10 protein-coding genes and 1 other RNA gene are annotated in these 23,980 nt (G+C 45.7%); 1 reads left to right on the forward strand and 10 read right to left on the reverse strand.

Translation table 11 applies throughout. The features are described 5' to 3' along the window. Positions 1 to 92: 92 nt before the first annotated feature. From DP_RS02565 to DP_RS02585, 5 genes are all read right to left on the reverse strand, one after another. Entirely contained in the window at positions 93 to 10,334 is a 10,242-nt protein-coding gene (locus DP_RS02565) for an Ig-like domain-containing protein (protein WP_011187761.1), read from the reverse strand. Between the two features lie 222 nt (positions 10,335 to 10,556). Further along, the gene (locus DP_RS02570; protein WP_011187762.1) at positions 10,557 to 12,512 is read right to left on the reverse strand and encodes an EAL domain-containing protein; all 1,956 of its coding nucleotides are present in this window, start codon (positions 12,510 to 12,512) and stop codon (positions 10,557 to 10,559) included. Between the two features lie 15 nt (positions 12,513 to 12,527). After that, complete coding sequence (locus tag DP_RS02575) at positions 12,528 to 13,229, reverse strand: transglutaminase-like cysteine peptidase (RefSeq protein ID WP_011187763.1); 702 nt, start codon at positions 13,227 to 13,229, stop codon at positions 12,528 to 12,530. 233 nt (positions 13,230 to 13,462) lie between these two features. Continuing rightward, positions 13,463 to 14,275, reverse strand: a complete 813-nt coding sequence (locus DP_RS02580) for a DUF6933 domain-containing protein (protein ID WP_049784988.1) — start codon at positions 14,273 to 14,275, stop codon at positions 13,463 to 13,465. Between the two features lie 224 nt (positions 14,276 to 14,499). Next, complete coding sequence (locus DP_RS02585) at positions 14,500 to 17,607, reverse strand: DUF3427 domain-containing protein (protein ID WP_156792189.1); 3,108 nt, start codon at positions 17,605 to 17,607, stop codon at positions 14,500 to 14,502. A gap of 636 nt (positions 17,608 to 18,243) precedes the next feature. Here DP_RS02585 and DP_RS02595 point away from each other — a divergent pair. Next, positions 18,244 to 19,179, forward strand: coding sequence for a hypothetical protein (locus DP_RS02595; protein WP_011187766.1), 936 nt, complete (start codon positions 18,244 to 18,246; stop codon positions 19,177 to 19,179). A gap of 180 nt (positions 19,180 to 19,359) precedes the next feature. Here DP_RS02595 and ssrA read toward each other — a convergent pair. From ssrA to DP_RS02610, 5 genes are all read right to left on the reverse strand, one after another. After that, positions 19,360 to 19,725, reverse strand: a transfer-messenger RNA (tmRNA) gene (ssrA, locus tag DP_RS17275). A 28-nt stretch (positions 19,726 to 19,753) separates the two neighbouring features. After that, complete coding sequence (gene smpB / locus DP_RS02600; RefSeq protein WP_011187767.1) at positions 19,754 to 20,209, reverse strand: SsrA-binding protein SmpB; 456 nt, start codon at positions 20,207 to 20,209, stop codon at positions 19,754 to 19,756. Between the two features lie 33 nt (positions 20,210 to 20,242). Further along, positions 20,243 to 21,766 (reverse strand): GspE/PulE family protein, encoded by a 1,524-nt coding sequence (locus tag DP_RS02605; protein WP_011187768.1) that lies wholly within the window; start codon positions 21,764 to 21,766, stop codon positions 20,243 to 20,245. Next, positions 21,763 to 22,065, reverse strand: a complete 303-nt coding sequence (locus DP_RS18440; RefSeq protein ID WP_011187769.1) for a hypothetical protein — start codon at positions 22,063 to 22,065, stop codon at positions 21,763 to 21,765. The genes DP_RS02605 and DP_RS18440 overlap by 4 nt, the downstream gene beginning before the upstream one ends. A 93-nt stretch (positions 22,066 to 22,158) precedes the next feature. Beyond that, on the reverse strand, positions 22,159 to 23,976 hold the full coding sequence (locus DP_RS02610; protein WP_011187770.1) for a M48 family metallopeptidase: 1,818 nt from the start codon (positions 23,974 to 23,976) through the stop codon (positions 22,159 to 22,161). Between the last annotated feature and the right edge of the window lie 4 nt (positions 23,977 to 23,980).

Below are 23,980 nucleotides of genomic sequence, written 5' to 3' on the forward strand. Positions count from 1 at the left end.
ACTACACTATTAAGCCCAAAAGGCCTTGCCAGATATTTACTGGCAAGGCCTTTTTTGTTAGATCCTCTCAACGCTTCAAATAACCTTAGCCATTAATTGCTAGTTCCATCGTCAAAGATAATATGAATATTATCCAGCGCATTGTCGCTGTCAGTTGATAATGTAACTTGTATAGAATCACTACCATTTGAGAAGAGACCACCATCATGAACCCACGTTCCTGTAGAGTTTTCTACATCGACAGTAACAGTGTCATTCGCCCCACCTTTAAGTTCAAGGACATGGATTATTTCACCTTCAGTTGTCGTCGTGAGCGACGTCATATCAAGAACATTATCCAGGGTTAGATTAATATTTTGAGCTGCAGGATCTGTAAGATCCAACCTTTCAATGTTTTGCACAGTTCCTTCTGCAAGATGACTAAAATCCAGTACTGCATCAGAGATCAACAGAGTGTCAAAGCCTCCACCACCGTCGATCCGTGTATCGGCTGCATCGAAGACGATGGTGTCATCACCCTCGCCGGCATCGATGGTATCGCGCCCCTCTCCACCGTCAAGGTATTCGGAACTATCACTCCCCAGAAGATAGTCATTGCCCTCTTCACCGGATAGGGCTGCCTGCCCGTCCAAAATGACCCTTGAGGATCCACCTGCTTCGGTGTTATAGATACCAGATGTTTGTGTTCCGTCACTGAAGGCAACGGTAATACTTACACCAGAGGTGCCAAAGTCTTCTCCGTTATTCTCCCCAAGATGGTCAGTATCAGCTCGGAACCAAAATTGATCTTGATTTGTGAACTCATCAGGATGAAATGTAAATGTGAGCCTGCTACCACCATTTTCAGTAGTAAATCCAACATTATATGAATCAATACCAGCTGTGTCTTCGCCAATTTTCAAGTGATGATCTGATAGATCAAAAATAGCATTTTCATTACCACCTGCACGTAAATCAAATGTAACAGCAGTAATAGAAATCGCTGCTTTGCCAGTGAATATCAGGCCAATCTGATTGTCTGTGTAATATGTGTTTCCCGGACGTACTATTGCCTCAACAGTATAATCCACACTTTCTGCTGTATTAATAATCACATCATCACCTGATGTGCCAGTTAACTTAGAGGCGTTAGTCCGTGTAACATCAACCTTGGCTCTGTCACTTGCATTGCCTGAGGAAATTTCATAGGTGAACGATTCCCCATCTGCAACATTGGCCAAGGTAACTCCAGCCGATGTTGTTAAGAGATCTGTGCCACTCCCTGCTGCAACGGATGTCACAGACGTATTTCCTGTCCCGGAATCATTGGCAAGAAGTACATCATAATCGATATCTAGGCTAGTACCTTCATCTGCATTAGTGATAATACTGTCATAGTTTGCATCTAAATTTGCGACGTAATCCAGATGAATAACAAGATCGACAGACTTGCTATCACCATCCTTATCTACGCCTGTAATGACAAATTTTTCCTCTTCCCCCAAGACTGTATTCTGAGGATTGATAAGGTAGATATACTCTCCGGTTTCATAGTTTATATCAATGGTGCCTCCACGGTCAGTGTTGATACTTTCCGTTACCTTAGTAACTGGGACATATTTATGAAGAGTACCATCAACGAGAATCGACTGAATATGGCCTCCATCGGCACCAAGAACAATACCACCATCACCAGACGCCATAAGGACTGAGGCATCGCCATGGGCAACACCTTCCCCTACGGTGTCGAGTAGGGTTTGCTTCAGATCAAAGGCATTAAGCACCTTAGTGAGATAAGGTTCCAGATCCCCATCGCCATCGGCGAAGGCGATTGGGGCCAGGGCCTCCAAACTCACACTGTTTGTAATACCAATGCCAAAGGAAATATCAATATCATTGTCTGTCACAAATTCTTCCCAATCTACTTTTGCATGAAGTGCACCATGATATTGATGAGGTTCACCATCAGAGATAAAATAGACTAGCGTTTTAGCAGCTGGTGGAGCCCAATAGCCTTCTGCAGTTTTATCTAAAGCATTGTCATAACATGTGCCACCATTATCTGGAATAATATTATCAAGATAGGTATTAGCCCCATGTTTATCATCGATATACCATTCTGATTTCTCAGCATTACTATCAAAGGGAACAAATTGAATATTAACATTGCCGAGGTTATCATAGGAGTCAAACATCGATGACAATGCCTCCTTGGCAACCTCTATTCGCGTAGAATCAGTTCCCTCCAACGAGTAATCCATACTGCCCGATTTATCCAAGACAATAATCAGGTTTATTGTCTGGGATGCAGCGCTGCTATCCTCAATATTGTTGGAGATATTGGTTCCAACAGGGGCGTCATCAATGATCGAAATATCCAAATGTGACTCCACAGTATGTGGCTTACCATGCTGAACCTCATAGCTAATACTATCAACTACACTATCCCCATCACTGCTCTTCGTGAGAGTATAAATATAATCCCCAGCCGAATGCCCATCAGCAGCTTTTGTATAAACCGTGATAGTTCCATGATCTGTCTCTACGGTGATAGTATTTTCCCGCCTGGAGCCATCTTTATCTGCCACACTGACAATACGCCCACCATCCTCACCAAGCAAATTCCCCTCAGTGATAATCGCCGCACTAGGGTCAGTACCCGCACTTTGCTCAGTAGCCTCAGCAAGACCTGCCTCATAGACAATGGCATTTGATCCTACAGAGGGGGTGACATTCAAGGTTACTGTTGCAACGTTTGATGTAGCGCCCTCTGTATCATCAACAGTATACGTAAAGGTATCTAGGCCGTGATAACCCTCATTTGGCTCATAGGTGACAGTGCCATCGTCATGTCTGGTTACTGTGCCATGATCTGGTGGATCTGTGATAACTATTTTGCTTACATCAATTTCACCATCTATATCAGAATCATTGTCGGTGAGATTTAGGGTGATGGTGCTATCATTCCTGACATCAATTGATCCGGTCTCGGCATGTGATAAGTTATCTTTTGTCCATACATTCTTGCCATTACTATCAAGCAAGTCTAAATCAAAGACATAGGCGCCACCCTGATCCCAGTAAATAATCTCTACATCATGCAAGCCTTCCTTCAGCGACAATGTAACCGGCTCTTCTATCTTAGTGGATGTAATAGCGTCATACCTGAACACGCTTACCCCATCTATGCGTAGATCAAAACCATCATCATGGGCAACGTTGAAGGTATAGTCGCCACCATTTGTGATATTAAGCATACCCTCCATATGAAGAATACCATTGGTTGCATCTTCTAGACTACCATCTTTTATTGACTCTTCATTGTAGACCAGATCCTTACTACCACCTTTAATAAACTCTTTTAAGTGACTATCATCAATTGCATCTTTATTTTCATTTAAAATGATACCATCGGTTAAATTTCCCCTCATCACCCACTCATGAGGGTCATAATTTCCATCACCGTTGCGATCGGTGTAACCATAGTTGATATCGGTGGAAATAAATGTCGCGTCAGCATCATTGCCTGAAATCACTCGCTGCGCATCAGTTATATTAGCAATATGATGATCAACCCCATAATACTCAGAATGTAATCCACCAGTGACGTGCACTGGATCATCTATTGCTATTGGTGCCACGTTATAATCTTCAGTGTCAGTCACAGGGGTTGCTGTATTTCCCGCTGCATCGGTGGCAACAAAGCTTGCATTAATGGTCGTATCAGAATCCGCTGCAAGATCGCTTCCTGCTACATTTATACTGAAACGACCACCAGCTAATACACCACCGGTTGACTCAACTCCGTTTATCGTCAGGGTTACAATATCACCTGCTGTGAATTCTCCTGTTACACGACCAGTAATTGCTATTGTCTCATTTGCTTCTGTAGCGTTGATAACATCGTCTGCTGTAATATTTGGTGTAAGGGTAATTGTCGCAATTGGAGCGGTGGTATCACTGAGCTCTAAAGGCTCACTTGCCGGCGTCGCATCATTGCCAGCTGCATCACTGACATCTGCCGTAACAGTGTAGCTACCATGATCATCATAACCATTCAGATCCTGGTCTGTTAAAATCCAAATGTTGTCTGTAACCTCCGCGGTGCCAAGAAATACTGTTGTAGGATTCAATGGATCGCTACTGTCGACAAGATTCACGGTGACAAACTGACCATTTTCAACATCAGTTGTCGTACCACTTATGCTTACATCGTCGTCTTCCGTATCGTCGGCTATATTGTCACCTTCAATAGGGGTGTTAATGCTCACCGTAGGAACAGTCGTATCACTGAGTTCTAAAGCCTGTACTGCCTGCGTCGCTACGTTACCTGCTGCATCACTTACATCTGCCGTAATCGTGTAGTCGGAGTGATCAGCGTAAATACTCAGATTATGGTCTGCTAAAGTCCAGGTGTTACCCGTAACTGCGGCAGTACCAAGAACTACTGTAACTGGATTGGCTGAATCGCTATTGTCAACAAGACTCACGGTCACATTCTGACCATCTTCAACACCGATGGTCGTTCCACTTATGCTTACATCATCGTCTTCCGTATCGTCGGCTATATTGTCGCCTTCAATAGGGGTATTAATGCTCACCGTAGGAACAGTCGTATCACTAAGTTCTAAAGCCTGTACTGCCTGTGTCGCTGCGTTACCTGCTGCATCACTTACATCTGCCGTAATCGTGTAGTCGGAGTGATCAGCGTAAATACTCAGATTATGGTCTGCTAAAGTCCAGGTGTTACCCGTAACTGCGGCAGTACCAAGAACTACTGTAACTGGATTGGCTGAATCGCTATTGTCAACAAGACTCACGGTCACATTCTGACCATCTTCAACACCGATGGTCGTTCCACTTATGCTTACATCATCGTCTTCCGTATCGTCGGCTATATTGTCGCCTTCAATAGGGGTATTAATGCTCACCGTAGGAACAGTCGTATCACTAAGTTCTAAAGCCTGTACTGCCTGTGTCGCTGCGTTACCTGCTGCATCACTTACATCTGCCGTAATCGTGTAGTCGGAGTGATCAGCGTAAATACTCAGATTATGGTCTGCTAAAGTCCAGGTGTTACCCGTAACTGCGGCAGTACCAAGAACTACTGTAACTGGATTGGCTGAATCGCTATTGTCAACAAGACTCACGGTCACATTCTGACCATCTTCAACACCGATGGTCGTTCCACTTATGCTTACATCATCGTCTTCCGTATCGTCGGCTATATTGTCGCCTTCAATAGGGGTATTAATGCTCACCGTAGGAACAGTCGTATCACTAAGTTCTAAAGCCTGTACTGCCTGTGTCGCTGCGTTACCTGCTGCATCACTTACATCTGCCGTAATCGTGTAGTCGGAGTGATCAGCGTAAATACTCAGATTATGGTCTGCTAAAGTCCAGGTGTTACCCGTAACTGCGGCAGTACCAAGAACTACTGTAACTGGATTGGCTGAATCGCTATTGTCAACAAGACTCACGGTCACATTCTGACCATCTTCAACACCGATGGTCGTTCCACTTATGCTTACATCATCGTCTTCCGTATCGTCGGCTATATTGTCGCCTTCAATAGGGGTATTAATGCTCACCGTAGGAACAGTCGTATCACTAAGTTCTAAAGCCTGTACTGCCTGTGTCGCTGCGTTACCTGCTGCATCACTTACATCTGCCGTAATCGTGTAGTCGGAGTGATCAGCGTAAATACTCAGATTATGGTCTGCTAAAGTCCAGGTGTTACCCGTAACTGCGGCAGTACCAAGAACTACTGTAACTGGATTGGCTGAATCGCTATTGTCAACAAGACTCACGGTCACATTCTGACCATCTTCAACACCGATGGTCGTTCCACTTATGCTTACATCATCGTCTTCCGTATCGTCGGCTATATTGTCGCCTTCGATCGGTGCGGTAATGCTCACCGTAGGAACAGTCGTATCACTGAGTTCTAAAGCCTGTACTGCCTGTGTCGCTACGTTACCTGCTGCATCACTTACATCTGCCGTAATCGTGTAGTCGGAGTGATCAGCGTAAATACTCAGATTATGGTCTGCTAAAGTCCAGGTGTTACCCGTAACTGCGGCAGTACCAAGAACTACTGTAACTGGATTGGCTGAATCGCTATTGTCAACAAGACTCACGGTCACATTCTGACCATCTTCAACACCGATGGTCGTTCCACTTATGCTTACATCGTCGTCTTCCGTATCGTCGGCTATATTGTCGCCTTCGATCGGTGCGGTAATGCTCACCGTAGGAACAGTCGTATCACTGAGTTCTAAAGTCTGTACTGCCTGTGTCGCTGCGTTACCTGCTGCATCACTTACATCTGCCGTAATCGTGTAGTCGGAGTGATCAGCGTAAATACTCAGATTATGGTCTGCTAAAGTCCAGGTGTTACCCGTAACTGCGGCAGTACCAAGAACTACTGTAACTGGATTGGCTGAATCGCTATTGTCAACAAGACTCACGGTCACATTCTGACCATCTTCAACACCGATGGTCGTTCCACTTATGCTTACATCGTCGTCTTCCGTATCGTCGGCTATATTGTCGCCTTCGATCGGTGCGGTAATGCTCACCGTAGGAACAGTCGTATCACTGAGTTCTAAAGTCTGTACTGCCTGTGTCGCTGCGTTACCTGCTGCATCACTTACATCTGCCGTAATCGTGTAGTCGGAGTGATCAGCGTAAATACTCAGATTATGGTCTGCTAAAGTCCAGGTGTTACCCGTAACTGCGGCAGTACCAAGAACTACTGTAACTGGATTGGCTGAATCGCTATTGTCAACAAGACTCACGGTCACATTCTGACCATCTTCAACACCGATGGTCGTTCCACTTATGCTTACATCGTCGTCTTCCGTATCGTCGGCTATATTGTCGCCTTCAATAGGGGTATTAATGCTCACCGTAGGAACAGTCGTATCACTGAGTTCTAAAGCCTGTACTGCCTGTGTCGCTGCGTTACCTGCTGCATCACTTACATCTGCCGTAATCGTGTAGTCGGAGTGATCAGCGTAAATACTCAGATTATGGTCTGCTAAAGTCCAGGTGTTACCCGTAACTGCGGCAGTACCAAGAACTACTGTAACTGGATTGGCTGAATCGCTATTGTCAACAAGACTCACGGTCACATTCTGACCATCTTCAACACCGATGGTCGTTCCACTTATGCTTACATCGTCGTCTTCCGTATCGTCGGCTATATTGTCGCCTTCAATAGGGGTATTAATGCTCACCGTAGGAACAGTCGTATCACTGAGTTCTAAAGCCTGTACTGCCTGTGTCGCTGCGTTACCTGCTGCATCACTTACATCTGCCGTAATCGTGTAGTCGGAGTGATCAGCGTAAATACTCAGATTATGGTCTGCTAAAGTCCAGGTGTTACCCGTAACTGCGGCAGTACCAAGAACTACTGTAACTGGATTGGCTGAATCGCTATTGTCAACAAGACTCACGGTCACATTCTGACCATCTTCAACACCGATGGTCGTTCCACTTATGCTTACATCGTCGTCTTCCGTATCGTCGGCTATATTGTCGCCTTCGATCGGTGCGGCAATGCTCACCGTAGGAACAGTCGTATCACTGAGTTCTAAAGTCTGTACTGCCTGTGTCGCTGCGTTACCTGCTGCATCACTTACATCTGCCGTAATCGTGTAGTCGGAGTGATCAGCGTAAATACTCAGATTATGGTCTGCTAAAGTCCAGGTGTTACCCGTAACTGCGGCAGTACCAAGAACTACTGTAACTGGATTGGCTGAATCGCTATTGTCAACAAGACTCACGGTCACATTCTGACCATCTTCAACACCGATGGTCGTTCCACTTATGCTTACATCGTCGTCTTCCGTATCGTCGGCTATATTGTCGCCTTCAATAGGGGTATTAATGCTCACCGTAGGAACAGTCGTATCACTGAGTTCTAAAGCCTGTACTGCCTGTGTCGCTGCGTTACCTGCTGCATCACTTACATCTGCCGTAATCGTGTAGTCGGAGTGATCAGCGTAAATACTCAGATTATGGTCTGCTAAAGTCCAGGTGTTACCCGTAACTGCGGCAGTACCAAGAACTACTGTAACTGGATTGGCTGAATCGCTATTGTCAACAAGACTCACGGTCACATTCTGACCATCTTCAACACCGATGGTCGTTCCACTTATGCTTACATCGTCGTCTTCCGTATCGTCGGCTATATTGTCGCCTTCGATCGGTGCGGCAATGCTCACCGTAGGAACAGTCGTATCACTGAGTTCTAAAGTCTGTACTGCCTGTGTCGCTGCGTTACCTGCTGCATCACTTACATCTGCCGTAATCGTGTAGTCGGAGTGATCAGCGTAAATACTCAGATTATGGTCTGCTAAAGTCCAGGTGTTACCCGTAACTGCGGCAGTACCAAGAACTACTGTAACTGGATTGGCTGAATCGCTATTGTCAACAAGACTCACGGTCACATTCTGACCATCTTCAACACCGATGGTCGTTCCACTTATGCTTACATCGTCGTCTTCCGTATCGTCGGCAACATTATCCACTTCTATAGGGTTATCTATACTCACCGTCGGGGCAGTTGTATCACCCATAGTAGCTGTACCGCTACCAGAAACAGAGATATTTCCAGCCTGATCGGTGAGGGTTGCACTTACGGTTATTCCATCACCATCCGCTGGTCGGTCGTATTCAAGTTTGAGTCCGCTATCAATAATATCCTGGGTTACAGGATGTGCTGTTACAGTTCCATCGGGGTTGGTTACATTAAGAACATCATCTACTAATGCACCAGCAGGTGCTGTAACAGTTACATCAACCTTACCGTCAATCTCGGTATTACTAATAGTTCCGTCAGTATCACGATCTTCGCTAATAACAACCGTTGGCGCTACGGTGGCTGTTGTATCCCCCATAGTAGCTGTACCGCTACCAGAACCAGAGGTATTCCCAGCCTGATCGGTGAGGGTTGCACTTACGGTTATGCCATCACCATCCGCTGGTCGGTCGTATTCAAGTTTGAGTCCGTTATCAAGAATATCCTGGTTTACAGTATGTGCTGTTACCGTTCCATCGGGGTTGGTTACATTAAGAACATCATCTATTAATGCACCAGCAGGTGCTGTAACAGTTACATCAACCTTACCGTCAATCTCGGTATTGCTAATAGTTCCGTCAGTATCACGATCTTCGCTAATAACAACCGTTGGCGCTACGGTGGCTGTTGTATCACCCATAGTAGCTGTACCACTACCAGGAACTGAAATATTCCCAGCCTGATCAGTAAGGGTCGCACTTACGGTTATGCCATCACCATCCGCTGGTCGGTCGTATTCAAGTTTCAGTCCGTTATCAATAATATCCTGGTTTACAGTATATGCTGTTACCGTTCCATCGGGGTTGGTTACGTTAAGAATATCATCTACTAATGCACCAGCAGGTGCTGTAACAGTTACATCAACCTTACCGTCAATCTCGGTATTACTAATAGTTCCGTCAGTATCACGATCTTCGCTAATAACAACCGTTGGCGCTACGGTGGCTGTTGTATCACCCATAGTAGCTGTACCGCTACCAGAACCAGAGATATTGTCCGCCTGGTCGGTAAGGGTAGCACTTACAGTAATCGCCGTACCGTCAGCAGGACGATCGTATTCAAGACTCAGACCGTTATCAAGAATATCCTGGGTAATGGGGTAGTCCGTAATAATTCCATCGGAATTAGTTATATTAAGAACATCGCCAATAACGGTTCCGACAGGGGTATTTACCAGGACACCAACTGTACCGTCAATTTCAGTATTAGAAATCGTACCGTCATCATTAATATCTTCGGTAATTTCAACTTTTGGAGCTGCGGTAGCTGTCTCATCATCCACATCCCCCACATCATCATAAAACTGGTCAGACACATCTGGGACTTGGCCATCATTCTCGGTGCCGAGGAGGTAGGTGCCGACGTCGCCTTTGCTGGCGTCACCGGCGTAATAGTCACTGTCGATGAAATCGTATGAACCACCCGAACCTTCTGTACCGGCGGCGGTCTTTTCCAGAACATCATCGATGCTCTTGCCTTCCGCAAGGGCCTGAACAATCGCATCCTGCAGGGCGCTCTGCTCGTCGCTGACGGCATCACTGGGGTCAATCGCAGCAAGGACAGACTCATCGAGAAGGAGCTGCTCGTTGCCGGCCAGGTTAATCAGGTTTCCGTCTTCCTGGATAATTGAGAGGCTGGCTCCGTCTGCAGTTATGATGGTATCATTCTCATAAACAAAATCACCAACCCGTAATTCACGAACCTCACCCTCTGAGGTACGCGCTGTTACAAGACCTGTGACTGCCTGGATTTTGCCTGATAGAGCCATGATTAACCTCGTTTTTGATGCTTATATTGAAACCCCCTGCCCTTATTTTTGCTCATCTTCATTCTGGATGAAGAGAGGGCAGAGATATTGGTATTTTTCTATACTTTCCTGAGACATTTTATACTATTTGGCTAGGAATGGCATTGTACCAAGGTACAGTTTATCTCAGGTATCTTGGTAGATAATGGCCATTTCCTGGCCAACAACTGCCGAAAAAAGCAGTTACACATGCTTAGGCTCACCGAACAGGTAGCCCTGCAGGGCGTCAACATTGAGCTCAACTAAGAGATCAACCTGTTCCGCTCGCTCGACACCCTCGGCAATTACTCGGATATCAAGACTGTGCGCCACGCCGCAGAGGGCGCCGATGAAAAATTCACTATCGCCATTGTCCGCGTCCAACTCTTTGGTAAAGGCCCGGTCAATCTTTACATATTCGGGACGAAGAGATTTGAGGTAACCAAAATTAGAAAAACTCTGGCCAAAATGATCAAGCCCTATACCATGACCTAGCTTTTGAATTTTTCGAGCAAAATCCTTCACCACATCAAGATACTGCACAGCTCCAAACTCTGGGAATTCAAAAATAATATGTATTGATTTGTCCTGTAGTTGACCGAGTTCAGCCAGCACCCAATCAACAAAAGCACTATCATCAAGGGATGAGGGAGAAACATTAACGGCAATCGTATGCAGATCTGCCATCTTCTCTTTCTGGGCAAAAACCTTTTCCAATACCACCTTGTCAAGCCTGGAGACGAGTTGTAATCGCTCGGCGAGTGGAACAAAAACACCCGCACTGACAATTTCACCAGAGTCCATGGCAATGCGTGATAAGAGCTCTTGGTGTTGCACCCTGTTTTGATCCGTACTGTTCATTACAGGTTGGCGAAAAAGAATAATTTCACCCCTCTCTAAAACATTCTCCAGGGTCTCTTTCCACCACGATTTTCCCTTGATAAGATCATCGGCCCCTGAAGAGAGGAAATTGACCAGCCACTTATTCGGTCCCTGCTGCCTGGCGGCCTGCAGAGCATTATCCGCCTCGGCCAAAAGCTTTGGCAGGGTGGGCGTCTCCTCATAGACAACCCCTCCTATATGAGCAATATTGTCAGAATGGCTTGCATTTTCCACTGCTAGTCGAGTAACTTTTTGGCTGATTTTTTCAGCAAGGTCATAGACTGCGACGGAACTGATCTCGGAGATAAAAATTGCAAAATCACCACCTGTAAGTCTTGCCAGGGCAACATCGTTGAGCATTTTTGTTTCTTGCTTAATGATATCGGCAACCTTTTTCAAGAGCTCATCACCTGCGGCAAAACCATCAAGCTCATTGACCTTCTGCAGATTATCCAACTGAAGCATGAGAAGCGCTCCATGCATCGATTCCCCACCCGATTCAAGACGAGCTTCAACCTGACCTGTTATATATCGCCTATTACCAAGTCCCGTCAGCTGATCGCTGTAGGCATTTCGCCGAAAACGCTCTGCAATCTTTACCTGCCCGGAAAACATCTCCCGCACCTGATTTGTCATCCGATTCATAGATTGCACAACCTGACGCAGTTCCTTGGTTTTCGGCAGTTTCTCCTGAATACGAAAATCTCTACGACAAATAGCCTCGGCCTGTAGTTCAACACGTTTAAGCGGTTTCAAGAGCAGACGTAAACCAAAACCACCCAAAAGAAGAACCAGAGATCCGGCCAGCAGAAAATAGAGACTCATCTTTACAGCCGCATCCCACATGGCCCTATAGGCATAACCGGGATGACTTTCCACATAGAGCACCCCCGCCTGAGTCCAGCCCGCCATGACCAAAGCCTCTGCACTCGGGGCCTGGATAGGAACAAGGTCAATAAACCACTGGGGTACACCTTCGAGGGTAATTTTGAGGAGACGCTCAGTAATAACCGCACCCTCCATATCTTTAAAGCTGATAACCCGGTAATAGCCTCCATCAAACACCGCATTCATCATCGTCTCAACGGTTGGAATATCGCCTTCAGCCACTATCGGCGACAGGGAGAGACTAAGAGATGTGGCCGTATCCTGAGCGTGGGATTCCATCTGAGTGAGCAGGAATGAACGGGTACTCTGCAATTTTTCAACCCAGATAGCGGAGAAGAGCAACACAAAAAGAATGAGTGTAAATATAACAAGTTGCCTATAGAGTGTCATAATAAGTCCTTGGGATCAGTTGAGTCCTGCTGGCATTCTCTTGAGAAGATTTTGCCAATTTTTGAGTCTATCACTGCCGCCCACCTTCTTTCCCTGACCACGGGATTTGGAAAGCCAGAGTCCCGAACCATTAAAACTAAAAACAGGTAAGAGATCCTTTCTCTTTGTCGCCAGCTTAATAGCAGGGATAAGATTATCGAGAACCAGAGGTATCGCACCGGGTTTGCCATAATAGGTGACAACCATATGGGCTTGATTAAGACGCAGGGCCTTAACATAGGTAAGGTTAAGCTTTTTTTCTGGTATGCCGATGGCTTTAAGGGTAAAATATTTTGCCAGAGAAAAATCTTCGCAATCGCCTGCCCCTGAGGCCAGAAATTCGACGGGGGTCGCCCAATAATCTTTCTTTTTCCAGTGTTTTATATCAGAGACAAACTGTAGTTGATTAAAAAAGGCATTCACCTTTTCCAACTTTTCCCCATCCGCACTGCTTACATCTTCACGAATCAGATTCTGCCAGGCAAGAAGTCGTCGCTTAGCCCTTTCACCATATTTTAACTCGGCAGATTCAAGAGTCTTATCGGAAATGGTAAAGAGATTGCTGCCCTCCACAACCCCTAGAAGAGAGATCAGGAGGATAAATAACACAACTATTCGTCGAAACAAGAACTGATGTTTACAGAAATTTTTCAAAAAAACTACCTTGCCAAACGACATGGATACTCTTGTTTAATATTAAGAAGATAGCAGAGAGGCGAGTTATTGCAACAAAGCCCCGACGAAATAATAGTTTACAATTTTTTTTATCTTACCACCAGTTGCATCCAGATTTATTGATCTCTTTTACTCAAAAGAGACGAAGGAGATAGCCATCAGCTATCAGCTATCAGCTTTAAGAAAAAACTGTAGCAACCAGGGCTGGAAATTATGCAGATGAGTAGCAAATGTCTCTATTTCTTGCCAAGACCTGGAAATGGAATGATATTATCTTTCTTTGGTCCCTTCGCCTGCTCTTCGAGTGAGCCATCATCCATCTGGGCAAACTCCGCCATCTTCTCGTAAACATCTTCAAACCCTGCATGTTCAGCAATAATTTTCAGATACCTCTCGCTACGCTTTTTCCCAAAGAACTCCCGTAGCCTTGTCTCAGAGTAAGCGCCAGGCTTACTATATCGATTTACCCAGCTAATCAACATCTCCTCATCTGGGAAAAAATGGTGCTTATGCCCCTTACTTCTACGAGGCGTATCATTGGCCTGCTCATCAAAACCAGCTGCCTCTTCCATATTATTAGGAAAATAGCCAACATGATCCAATTGATTTTCAAAAAGCCACTTGGCATCCCGAAGATGGGCCAGCACACTATTATCACTTCGCTGACAAAAGTAGTACTCACTGTTTTTTTCAAGAAATTTGTCAAATATTGAGCGCGATAAGAATTCATCACAACCATCAATTCCTTCCGCCAAAAAACCCATGCTATTGAGCAAACGTTCGCAGAAAAGAGAGAGAAAGCCAGCAACATCACCCTTTTTCAGCCCCGTGAAAAGCATGCAGTAACGAGTCATGATATGCATGGCAAACAACACCTTTCTCCGCTTTACCGAAACAACATGCAACTGCCAGGGCGAAATTATCTCATTGCCAGAGCCCAAATCATCAATGGCCTTTTTGGGCGGAGCACTCAAAGGAGATACCTTCTCTCCCTTGCGGGTAAGGGTAAAAAAATCAGCCGCAGCCTTGGTGCAGTTGAAAATCAACATAAACTCTTCCTTATTTTTATGGGGAGGGGCAGATAGCACACTCTTCAACTGTTAATGTAACTCTTTTCCCTGGCGGGTTAAACAATCTTTCCCAAGAGAAACTCAGCACCATGCTGATACCCAAATTAGCCATCTAGGCAAAAAACGATATCAAATACATTTTAGCCCAATACCACCCCACAAAAAAAGAACAGATACAGTTTGTTACAACACCGATCCCTGCATTACACATTTCTTGCATCTTCAAACAGAGCTGCTGGCATGTCATACTCAAGTTGCCAAACCATCTTCATGGGACGATTGTCCTGACATGAGAGGAGCTCTTTCGCTGGGCCAAGATAGATGAAAGGGGCCGTCTCCCCATCAATGCATTTCTCCAATCTTGCAAAAAACAAAATCGTATAGCCCCGCTCTTGAAAGTGAATATAATTTTGTCCTGTACCACTTTCTTGTCTTATCGTTGACTGACTTTCCCAATGAAGTTGAGCCGGGCTAATAGGGTAGTCCCGATACAAGGTTGTCGGCGAGAAATCTCGCTCAACCTTCCGGAAAGTAAGCAGATGCACGTACGCTTTCAACTCTTTCGCATGAATAACACCCTGGCCAGCAGGCCCTGGCCTGTCAACCGTGGCAAGACCCAGGGCTGCTTTAATTTCCGCCGAGCCATAGCAGGCATGAAGCTGCAAATTGCAGGGAAAGGGGAGTGCTATTTTTCTCACCGGAAAAGCTGGTCCTTGCCGGCGCCATTCTGCAATTTCTGCAACATCTGCCAAAACAGAGCTATTTCGTCTCCATTTCAGAAAAGATTCTTGCACCCCTACAACCCCAATTTTCTCTGCCTTCTCTCCCCAAAACAGATAATGCATGGCTGTTGCCTGTTCCACCCCATACCTTTCCTCAGGATCTTCCAAGGACAAATCCAATGATGAAGAGCTAAGATCCTCCAACAACTGAGGATCTGTCCTCAGGGCAATTCGAGGCAAGGCCTTCCGTGCTTTTTGCAGATCAGGATCAGCGGGTTGAGGTTGATTATTGGCAAGAGCCTTCCACTCTGACCATGTCTTTTTACGTAAAATCTGCACAGGCGAAAGCCCTGTCTCCTCTATGAAGGCAGCAAATGTCACAGGTGAGCCGTGATCTTGTTCCCATGTTCTCAGAACCTCGGGAACAAAATTGTTCAAACTGCCAAGAACACTTTTTATCTTGGCAATGATACGTTCACGGGCTATACGCTCCAAAATAATACTACAGCCAGGGGGAAGACTGGGGAAATCATCCTCCACCTCCCGGTCTATTCTTTGCCGACGGCGAGAGAGCAGGGCCGCAAATTTATTATCAAGCCGGTATTTCCTATGTGTCTGCCCGACAAAATCAAGAACGGTTAGACAATCTTTATTTGGCGCATGGCGAAGTCCTCGACCAAGCTGCTGGAGAAAGACAGTGACACTTTCTGTAGGTCTCAGAAAAAGGACAAGATTAATCTCTGGAATATCAACACCCTCACTCAAGACATCAACTGTAAACAAAAAGTGGATTTTCCCTGCCCGAAACGCCCGCAAACTCTCTGCCCGCTCTTCACGCGGTGTTTCTCCCAATAAGGTCTTAGAGACAATGCCAGCCTTATTAAAATTATCTGCCATATACTGGGCATGTTTCACCCCGGCACAAAAGCCTATAGCCTTCACCTCGGCTAAGTTTGGTTGATAACGCTCCAGTGCCTGCAAAACAACATCAAGCCTTTGTCTTGCCCGAATATCATCCCCGGTCAAAACTTTTTCCAGCTCTTTAGAGTCATAGCGTCCATTGCGCCAAAAGGTATCACTGGCAAGGTCAATACTGTCCGAGACACCAAAATAGTGAAAGGGGCAGAGCAGCTTCTCTTCCAATGCCTCTGGAAGTCGAATCTCTGCCGCAAAACGATTATCAAAATCGGCCACGATCTGACTGCCATCCATTCGCTCTGGAGTTGCCGTTAGGCCAAGCAAAATTTCTGGATCTATGCAGGTTTCATCAAACAGGCATCGATAACTTGCTGCCCTGCCATGATGAGCCTCATCAATAATAACAAAACGAAAATGCTCTCTGCTAAAATCCCGCCAAGGTCGTTTACTATTTAAACTCTGTATTGAGGCAAATACATGATTCCACTCAGTGGGCACCCTATGATCAACTAACAACTCTCCAAAATTTTGGTCCCGTAGCACGGTTCTGAAACAACCCATTGCCTGTTCAAGAATCTCTTTGCGATGGGCTACAAACAAAAGGGGTTCCTGTTTTCCTCTGCCAGCTATATATCGCTGATAATCAAGGGCAGAAATAACCGTCTTCCCTGTACCTGTTGCGGCAACAATAAGATTTCTAAAAGAGTTATTTTGTCTTGCCGCAGTAAGGGATTCTAATATTCGAAGCTGAAAAGGACGGGGTGTAATCTCTGCAAAAAAGGGTGTACTATTTTCAACGCCCTGCTTAAAACGTTGAATAACCGATTGAAAGCGATCTTTATCAAAAACCTCAAACTCCGGGCTTTGCCAGTAGCTCGCAAAATCAGCAATAAATCTGGAGAGAATATGGGGCATATCATGTGCTGTGACTTTAACCGTCCACTCTAAACCATTGGTCATGGCAGAATGGGACATATTAGCTGAACCAATATATGCTGTAGAGCAACCACTCTCGCGCATAAAATGGTAGGCCTTAGCATGAAGCCTTGTGCCACCACTATCATAGGAGACCCTTACCTCTATATTGGGTTGCCTATCAAGCCACTCCAAGGCGGCAGGATCACTTACCCCCATATAGCTGGTGGAGAGTATACGGACAGGTACATTTCTCTCTGCCAAGGCCTCCAGAGCTGGTCGCAAAAGACGCAAACCCGACCATTTTATAAAGGAAATAAGAATATCAACCCGATCGGCAGTAAACATCTCTGCCCGAAGTTCATGCTCCAGTGGAGGATCTATACCAAGACCCGTTAAGAGGGAACTGGTTGTCATGGGGGTCTTAGGGCGAACATAGGCCTGGGAATCCTTACTGACCTGAAGCAAAAGATTGCTCTCAGCACCCAGTAATTTATGCCTCTGCTGATACGCCAAACCATCCGTTGCCGAGAGCACATCAAGAATTCGATTAAAAATATCTATTCGCTGCTCTTTTTTAGCTGAATGAAGCGTTTCCTGTATAAGCTTGCCTACAAACTGGCTATAGACGTGAGGTGCAAGCTCATCATCTATTTTTCGCAGGATCACCTTCAACTCAGGATGATTTTGCAACAACTCCTGAAGCTCTGTATCAAGCACTCTCTCATATATACCAGCAGGTAGTTGTTCACTCATAAAGGACTCTCCGATGTCAAAATATCTACTCCTGAAAAAGACACACCCTAACATGCGAAGAGCATTCCAGACAAGAGATTCAATCTACACGCCCTAAAAGACTCAAACTCTTTTCCTCAAGGCCTCTGCTAATAACCCTATAAATCCGATATCACATCAAAAAATTTAAGAAAGTTTATAAAAAATCTGCACAGAAAATAGACATTAACCGGGCAGAGCGTTTAAACAGAGAGAGAGAAGTGGTAATAACAAACAATATGATGAGAGGAGAGGCGATAAGATCGCTAAGGTTAATGATGGCCTCTTTACCTACAGAGGAGCTTTTCCGCGCTACTTTGGCCAATAAACAGAAAAAGACGGTGTTGCCAGCGATATGCATTTGTGGTGGAAACGTGCCTGCAAGAATATTGGGGTAGAAGGATGCCGGGACAGGTCATAGCTCTGCCATCGCCCTGCGTGAACACTTTTCTCCCGAGCGGACAAGCACCATGCACCAGACCAATAAGGCTTTTGACCGTTTCGGGTTGGTGCTAATGATGTACGAAGTATTTATCGTAAAACAGGTTGTAGAAATAGCGAGAAAGAGTGTTCAGTAAGACATTAATTTTAATAATATTATAGGTCACGCAGGAAGGTATGGCTACAATTGGAGTGAACAAGAGTGGTGACATTATTCATTACGTTGAAGGCGGCGAGATACAGCATCATAATGGTATTAATTATATTGATGTTGAAAATGAGTTGATTGAGCCTATGGTTTCTCATAAATATAAAATATTAAATTTTAAATACAAGTATGGGAAAATTTATATGCCTTTTTACAGGACGATTCGTTCTAAGATTAAAGTTTTCTTTAAAAGGATAGATGTTAAGAGGATAAGTGAACAGATTATAGACATGCTACCTTATTTTCTAGCATCATCTATATCTGCATTTTTAGCATCAATTATAACTATTTTCTCCTTAGCGCTTCAAGATAATATAGTTGTATCTCAAAACGATTTTATAACAATTTTCATCCCATGCTTAGCGGCATTACTTACTTTGTTTGGTGTATATGCATCAATAAGGGAGGCGCGATTAGCAAGTGAGCAGCAACGGGAAAATTCTGTTAAGCCAATTTTAACCTTTTCTGGCTTTAAAAAAAATCAGCACCCATTGGCTACAGGTGTTATTGAATTAAATATTGAAGGCTTGGGTGAGAACAACGATTCTCAGGCTAGAATGGAAGAATTATTTTTTATTGAGAATATTGGGTTGGGAAAAGCAAGAAATATTCAATTCGTGAATGTTGACAGAAGGGGAGTCTTTCACCATCACGGCCATAATATTAAGTTGTTTGAACCTGGGGCGAGAAGCGAAATGCTTCTAACAGTTCCAAATACTCTTGATCCTTTCTCATCTGAGATGATTATATTATATTCAAGATGTGAAAATATTTACGGTGACACCGTGATTCACAAACATATTTTTGCGCTAAGCCTAAATGCCAATAATATTGATATCTTGAGAGATGAGTCAGTCATGAAAAAAAATAAAGAAAACAGAGATATTATAAGGCGTTTACAGTAAGAAACATTTCTTAGTAAAGCAAAGGTACTTGCAAAAACGCGATAAAGAAGAGAGATATTTGTGGGGATTTAAGAAAATGTAGGGCTGCTTGAAGTTTAAAGATATACTTGAATAGCTAAAATCATATTGGGAAAGAAAAAAGGCCGTAATCGAAGAAAACTCTTCAACTACGGCCTAATCTGGTGGAGGCGGCGGGAGTCGAACCCGCGTCCGCAAATGCTCCCCTCTCGTATCTACATGTTTAGTTCCCACTTAGTTTTCGCGATTTAGCTTCCGTCGGAACAGGGATACTATAACGCTATTCTGTATATTTTCGCGCCGGGGCGACCAGAACACCACCCGATTGCTAGCTCATTTTGGTCGACGCCTCGGACCCAACCCTCATGAGCGGAGGACTGGAGAGACGGCAGTATGACAGTTATTAAGCTGCTACTGCGTAGTTATAATCGTCTGCGATTATATTAGTTTCCGCCTTTTTTACGAGCTGGCAGTTGCTCGACATGCAACGTAGAGCTTATACATCCCCGTCGAAGCCGTTTCGCCCCCATATATCTTCAACAAGTTTTTTTATTATCTAACCACGGCGCATTACACGAGCTAACTCGCGTTTGCCTTGCTGCTCTTTGAGAGTAGCCCGTTTATCGTACATTTTCTTACCCTTGGCAAGACCTAATTCGATTTTCGCCTTACCATTCTCTATAAAGTATATCTTCAAGGGGATGAGGGCAAGGCCTTTCTCTTTTAATTTTCCATTTAGTTTGTGCAGCTCTCTCTTGTGGAGAAGTAATTTACGCACCCGCAGAGGCTCTACCGGATTGTGGCTGGTAAACATATAATGTGAAATATGAACATTATAGAGCATCGCTTCACCACGGGCATTAATGGCCACATGACCATCGACGAGGTTACCTCGTCCACCCCGCAGGGATTTGACCTCCGGGCCGGAGAGCACCATACCCGCCTCATAGGTGTCGAGAATCTCGTACTCATGGTAGGCCTTCTTGTTTTTACAAACTATCTTAATACCCATCTCTTTCTATCCTCAACCCAGCAACCCGTCTTTCTAGGCGCTGAAGGGTTTAAAATTATCATCGGAGGTGACCCGCAGGACTTCTTCGCAAGTGGTTATCCCTGCCTGTACCTTCTGCCAAGCATCCTCTCTTAAGGTAGTCATTCCCTCACGAATTGCAAGCTGTTCTACATCGCCACCCAGCTCACCAGTACCAATCAACCGTTTCAGGGGCGGTGATACAGGAAAAATCTCGAAGATGCCACATCTGCCTCTATAGCCGGTACCACGGCACTCCCGACAGCCCTTGCCCCTCTTCAAACGCATCTCGCCATCGCCCTCGACAGGAAAGCCCATCCGCCGCAGCTCCTGACAACTCACCGAATACTCCTCGGCACAGGAGGTGCAAATAGTCTTGACCAGACGTTGGGCCATACAGCCAAGCAGGGTGGAGGCAATCATAAATGGTTGCAGGCCCAGATCCTCAAGACGGGCCACTGCACTGGCGGCATCGTTGGTATGAAGGGTGGAAAAGACCAGATGGCCGGTCATGGCCGCCTGGACCGCATGGGCCGCTGTTTCATGATCACGAATCTCCCCGATCATAATAATATCGGGATCCTGCCGGAGAATATTACGCAGAATGGTTGAGAAGGTGACGTCGATCAGTGGCTGAACGGCAATTTGATTAAACTCCTCATAGACCATCTCCACAGGATCTTCAACGGTGACAATATTCTTCTCTGAGCTGGAGATAGCCTTGAGGGTGGAGTAGAGGGTCGTCGATTTACCACTACCCGTCGGCCCGGTCACCAGGAAGATACCGTGGGGGGCAGCTATACAACTATTATAGACATGCAAATCACGGGGAGAGAGACCAAGGCCCGAAATATCCTGAAAGATGACCGAGGGATCAAGGATACGCATCACCACCTTTTCGCCAAAGGAGACGGGCACCGTCGACACCCGCACCTCAACCTCCAGATTATTCTTAGCTCCCAGTTTAATACGGCCATCCTGTGGTCTTCGTTTTTCTGCAATATCGAGACGGGCTAAAAATTTTATCCGAGAGATCAGGGCAGAGTGAACGGCCTTGGGCAGGGTATAGATGATATGGAGGGCCCCATCTATACGAAAACGGACCATGGTCGTTTCCCGTTTGGGCTCAACATGGATATCACTGGCCCGCTGATCCAGGGCATACTGAAAGATATGGTTCAGAGCAGACTTTATATGCTGATCAGAAGAGGTCAGCTCCTTGGTGGAAGATATCTTCACATACCTCTCAAGATTGCCTATATCCACAGACATATCATCCCGGAAGGAGCCACATTGACTCTCTGCCGCCGAGATAGAGCGTTGAAAACCAAAAAATTCCGACAGTATTTTCCGTATATCTGCCTTAGTGGCCAGACAGGCGGAAACCTGAAGCTGATTTGCCTGCTCAATATCATGCAGGACATCCTTACTATCGGGATGATAAACGGCCACCTTAAGATGAGTCCCCTTTTGCTCTATGGGCACAATAAGATGGCGGGAGGCAAAGCTATAGGGGATTGTCTTGGTGACAATATTCATATCAAGATCCAGAGGATCAAGCTTTTTAACTCCAGACGACGGGCATAAGCCACCGTCCGCATAATAAGCTCTTCATCCACCAACCTGCTCTTATCACCGCCACTCTGAAAATTAAATGCGGCGATCACATCAACGAGATCAACCCTATTCTTCTCTTCACGCTCTGCACGAGGCAGGGCCCTCAGTAATTTCTGCCGCTGTTTACCCTTTTCCAGACCAATAATATCCCGCTGTTTAGGGCTGATTATTTCCTGCTCCACGAGAAGGTCGAGCAGGGATTCGCTATTAATAAATTTCATCTATGACCCTCTTTATTTATAAAAACAAACCATGAGCATTCAATCATTTTACCAATAGGCAGTTAAAGAAAAGAGACTGGGCCCCGCCACGGCTTAACTACCACCGGCGGCTGAGTCCAAATAATTCTGGCCCAAAAACATCTCTATTCTCTGCCTATAATAATCCGCCCTATCTGGATCTCCGCGCAGGGCAAGACGCTCTGTCTGTACGGCAAGCCCCTTTCTACCCGTAGCCCAATATGCAGTGGCCAGGGTATCGAGAATATGGCTCTGCTGAGAGAGAAAGGCAGCCGTTTCCGCTAAAGCCAGGGCCCTTTCAGGATCACGCAGTTCCCTGCCCTCCACGGTAAGGAGAAGCCAGGAGAGGTTATTGAGCAGTTCTGCATTCTTAGGATCTAAGGCAACCGTCTTTTCATAGGCGGCAAGGGCCTGTTCTGTTCTCTTTTGGCTGAGGTAGACGTCTCCCAGCAGATGCTGCCAGAGAACATTATTTGGCTCCTCAGCGGCCTTATGAATAATGGTGGCAATGGCATATTTTTCCTTATACTCAAGCTCCATCTTTTCAACAGAAATAGAGTTTAAAAGAAAAAAGAGGAGGGTCGCACCGATAAAATAGGAGGCCAGACAGCAGGCCAAAATACGATTATGCCTCTTAACCCGAGAAGCATCCACCTCAGCCTGAGCCAGACAATCTATACGTTGGCCCAAGCCAAAGTGATGCCAACTCGGCTCCTCTCGTTTTGTCCCGGTAAAGAGAGAAATTTTTTCAAAGGCTGCGATCAGGGGAGAGGCAGAGCCCATAACAGAGATGGTATAGAGATCCGCCTGTCTCTCAAAGTTACGAATAAAAAAACCAAAAAAATATCTGAAGTAGAGGACGAGAAGAAGCACAAGAGGAATGCCGCTGGCAAGAGAGGCAAGGTTCTCCGAATCCACCCTGCCCGAAACCGCAAGGGCCATAACGGGCGGCAGACTGAGGACGGTATAGAGTAGAGGCTCTATCAGCCAACCAACGATGACACTAAAACCAAGAATGAGACAAATGTAGAAGAAGATATGTCCACGTTTGACATGGGCTATTTCATGGGCCATAATAGCGTCCAGTTCGTCACTATCCATGGTCTCGATAATTGCCGGGGTCAAGAGAATATAGCGAAGGCCAGGGATAACGCCCACTACACCCGCCGTCATGGCCCTACCCTCCAGCAGGGGCCAGATAAAATACTGGGCAGAAAATTTCTGCCGGGCGCAGAATCGATCCAAATGGTCACGCAGAGGACCTGCCGGCAGAGGGGTGCATCTCCACAATCTACGAATAAGAGGCGGTAAGAGCAGGAGGACAAAGACAAAGAAGAGAGCAAAGAGATACAGCTCTCCCCGCTCACCGACAAAGATATTTTCCGCACCGGAAATGGGTAGCCCCTGAACAATATCCACTGCCAGGGAAAATATCATCCAGGGCAAAATAATGGGCAGACTACTGCCAATATTAGCGACAATAAATCGCCACCGCCCCTGGCCGCCGCCGGTAATACGGGCATGACAGGCACTTCCCTCTGCCCACATGACGGCCAGAAGAAAAAGGAAAAAACAGAGGGCAGCAATATCTGCCAGGGCCGGCAAATGCCCCGCCAGGGAAAAAAACTGAAAATAATACTTCAGGTTAAACAGATAAAAGCCCAGCCCATAAAAGACCAGAGCAATAATTGAAAGCCTCCTCTCAGTCTGCAGATAGCTGCCGACCCCAGCGCCTGCCAACCGTCTAAAGAGACGGCGACAGATACCTCTATAGCCTATAACCAGAGCCATAAGGGCAAGGAGGGGCCAGAGGGAAGAACCCGTCGGTTCAATATTGGGGCTGAAACTAAAGATAAAGATAGCCACCAAAAAATATATGAAATTGTTATACATAAAA

Origin of the sequence: Desulfotalea psychrophila LSv54 (assembly GCF_000025945.1) — a bacterium.
Classification (GTDB): domain Bacteria; phylum Desulfobacterota; class Desulfobulbia; order Desulfobulbales; family Desulfocapsaceae; genus Desulfotalea; species Desulfotalea psychrophila.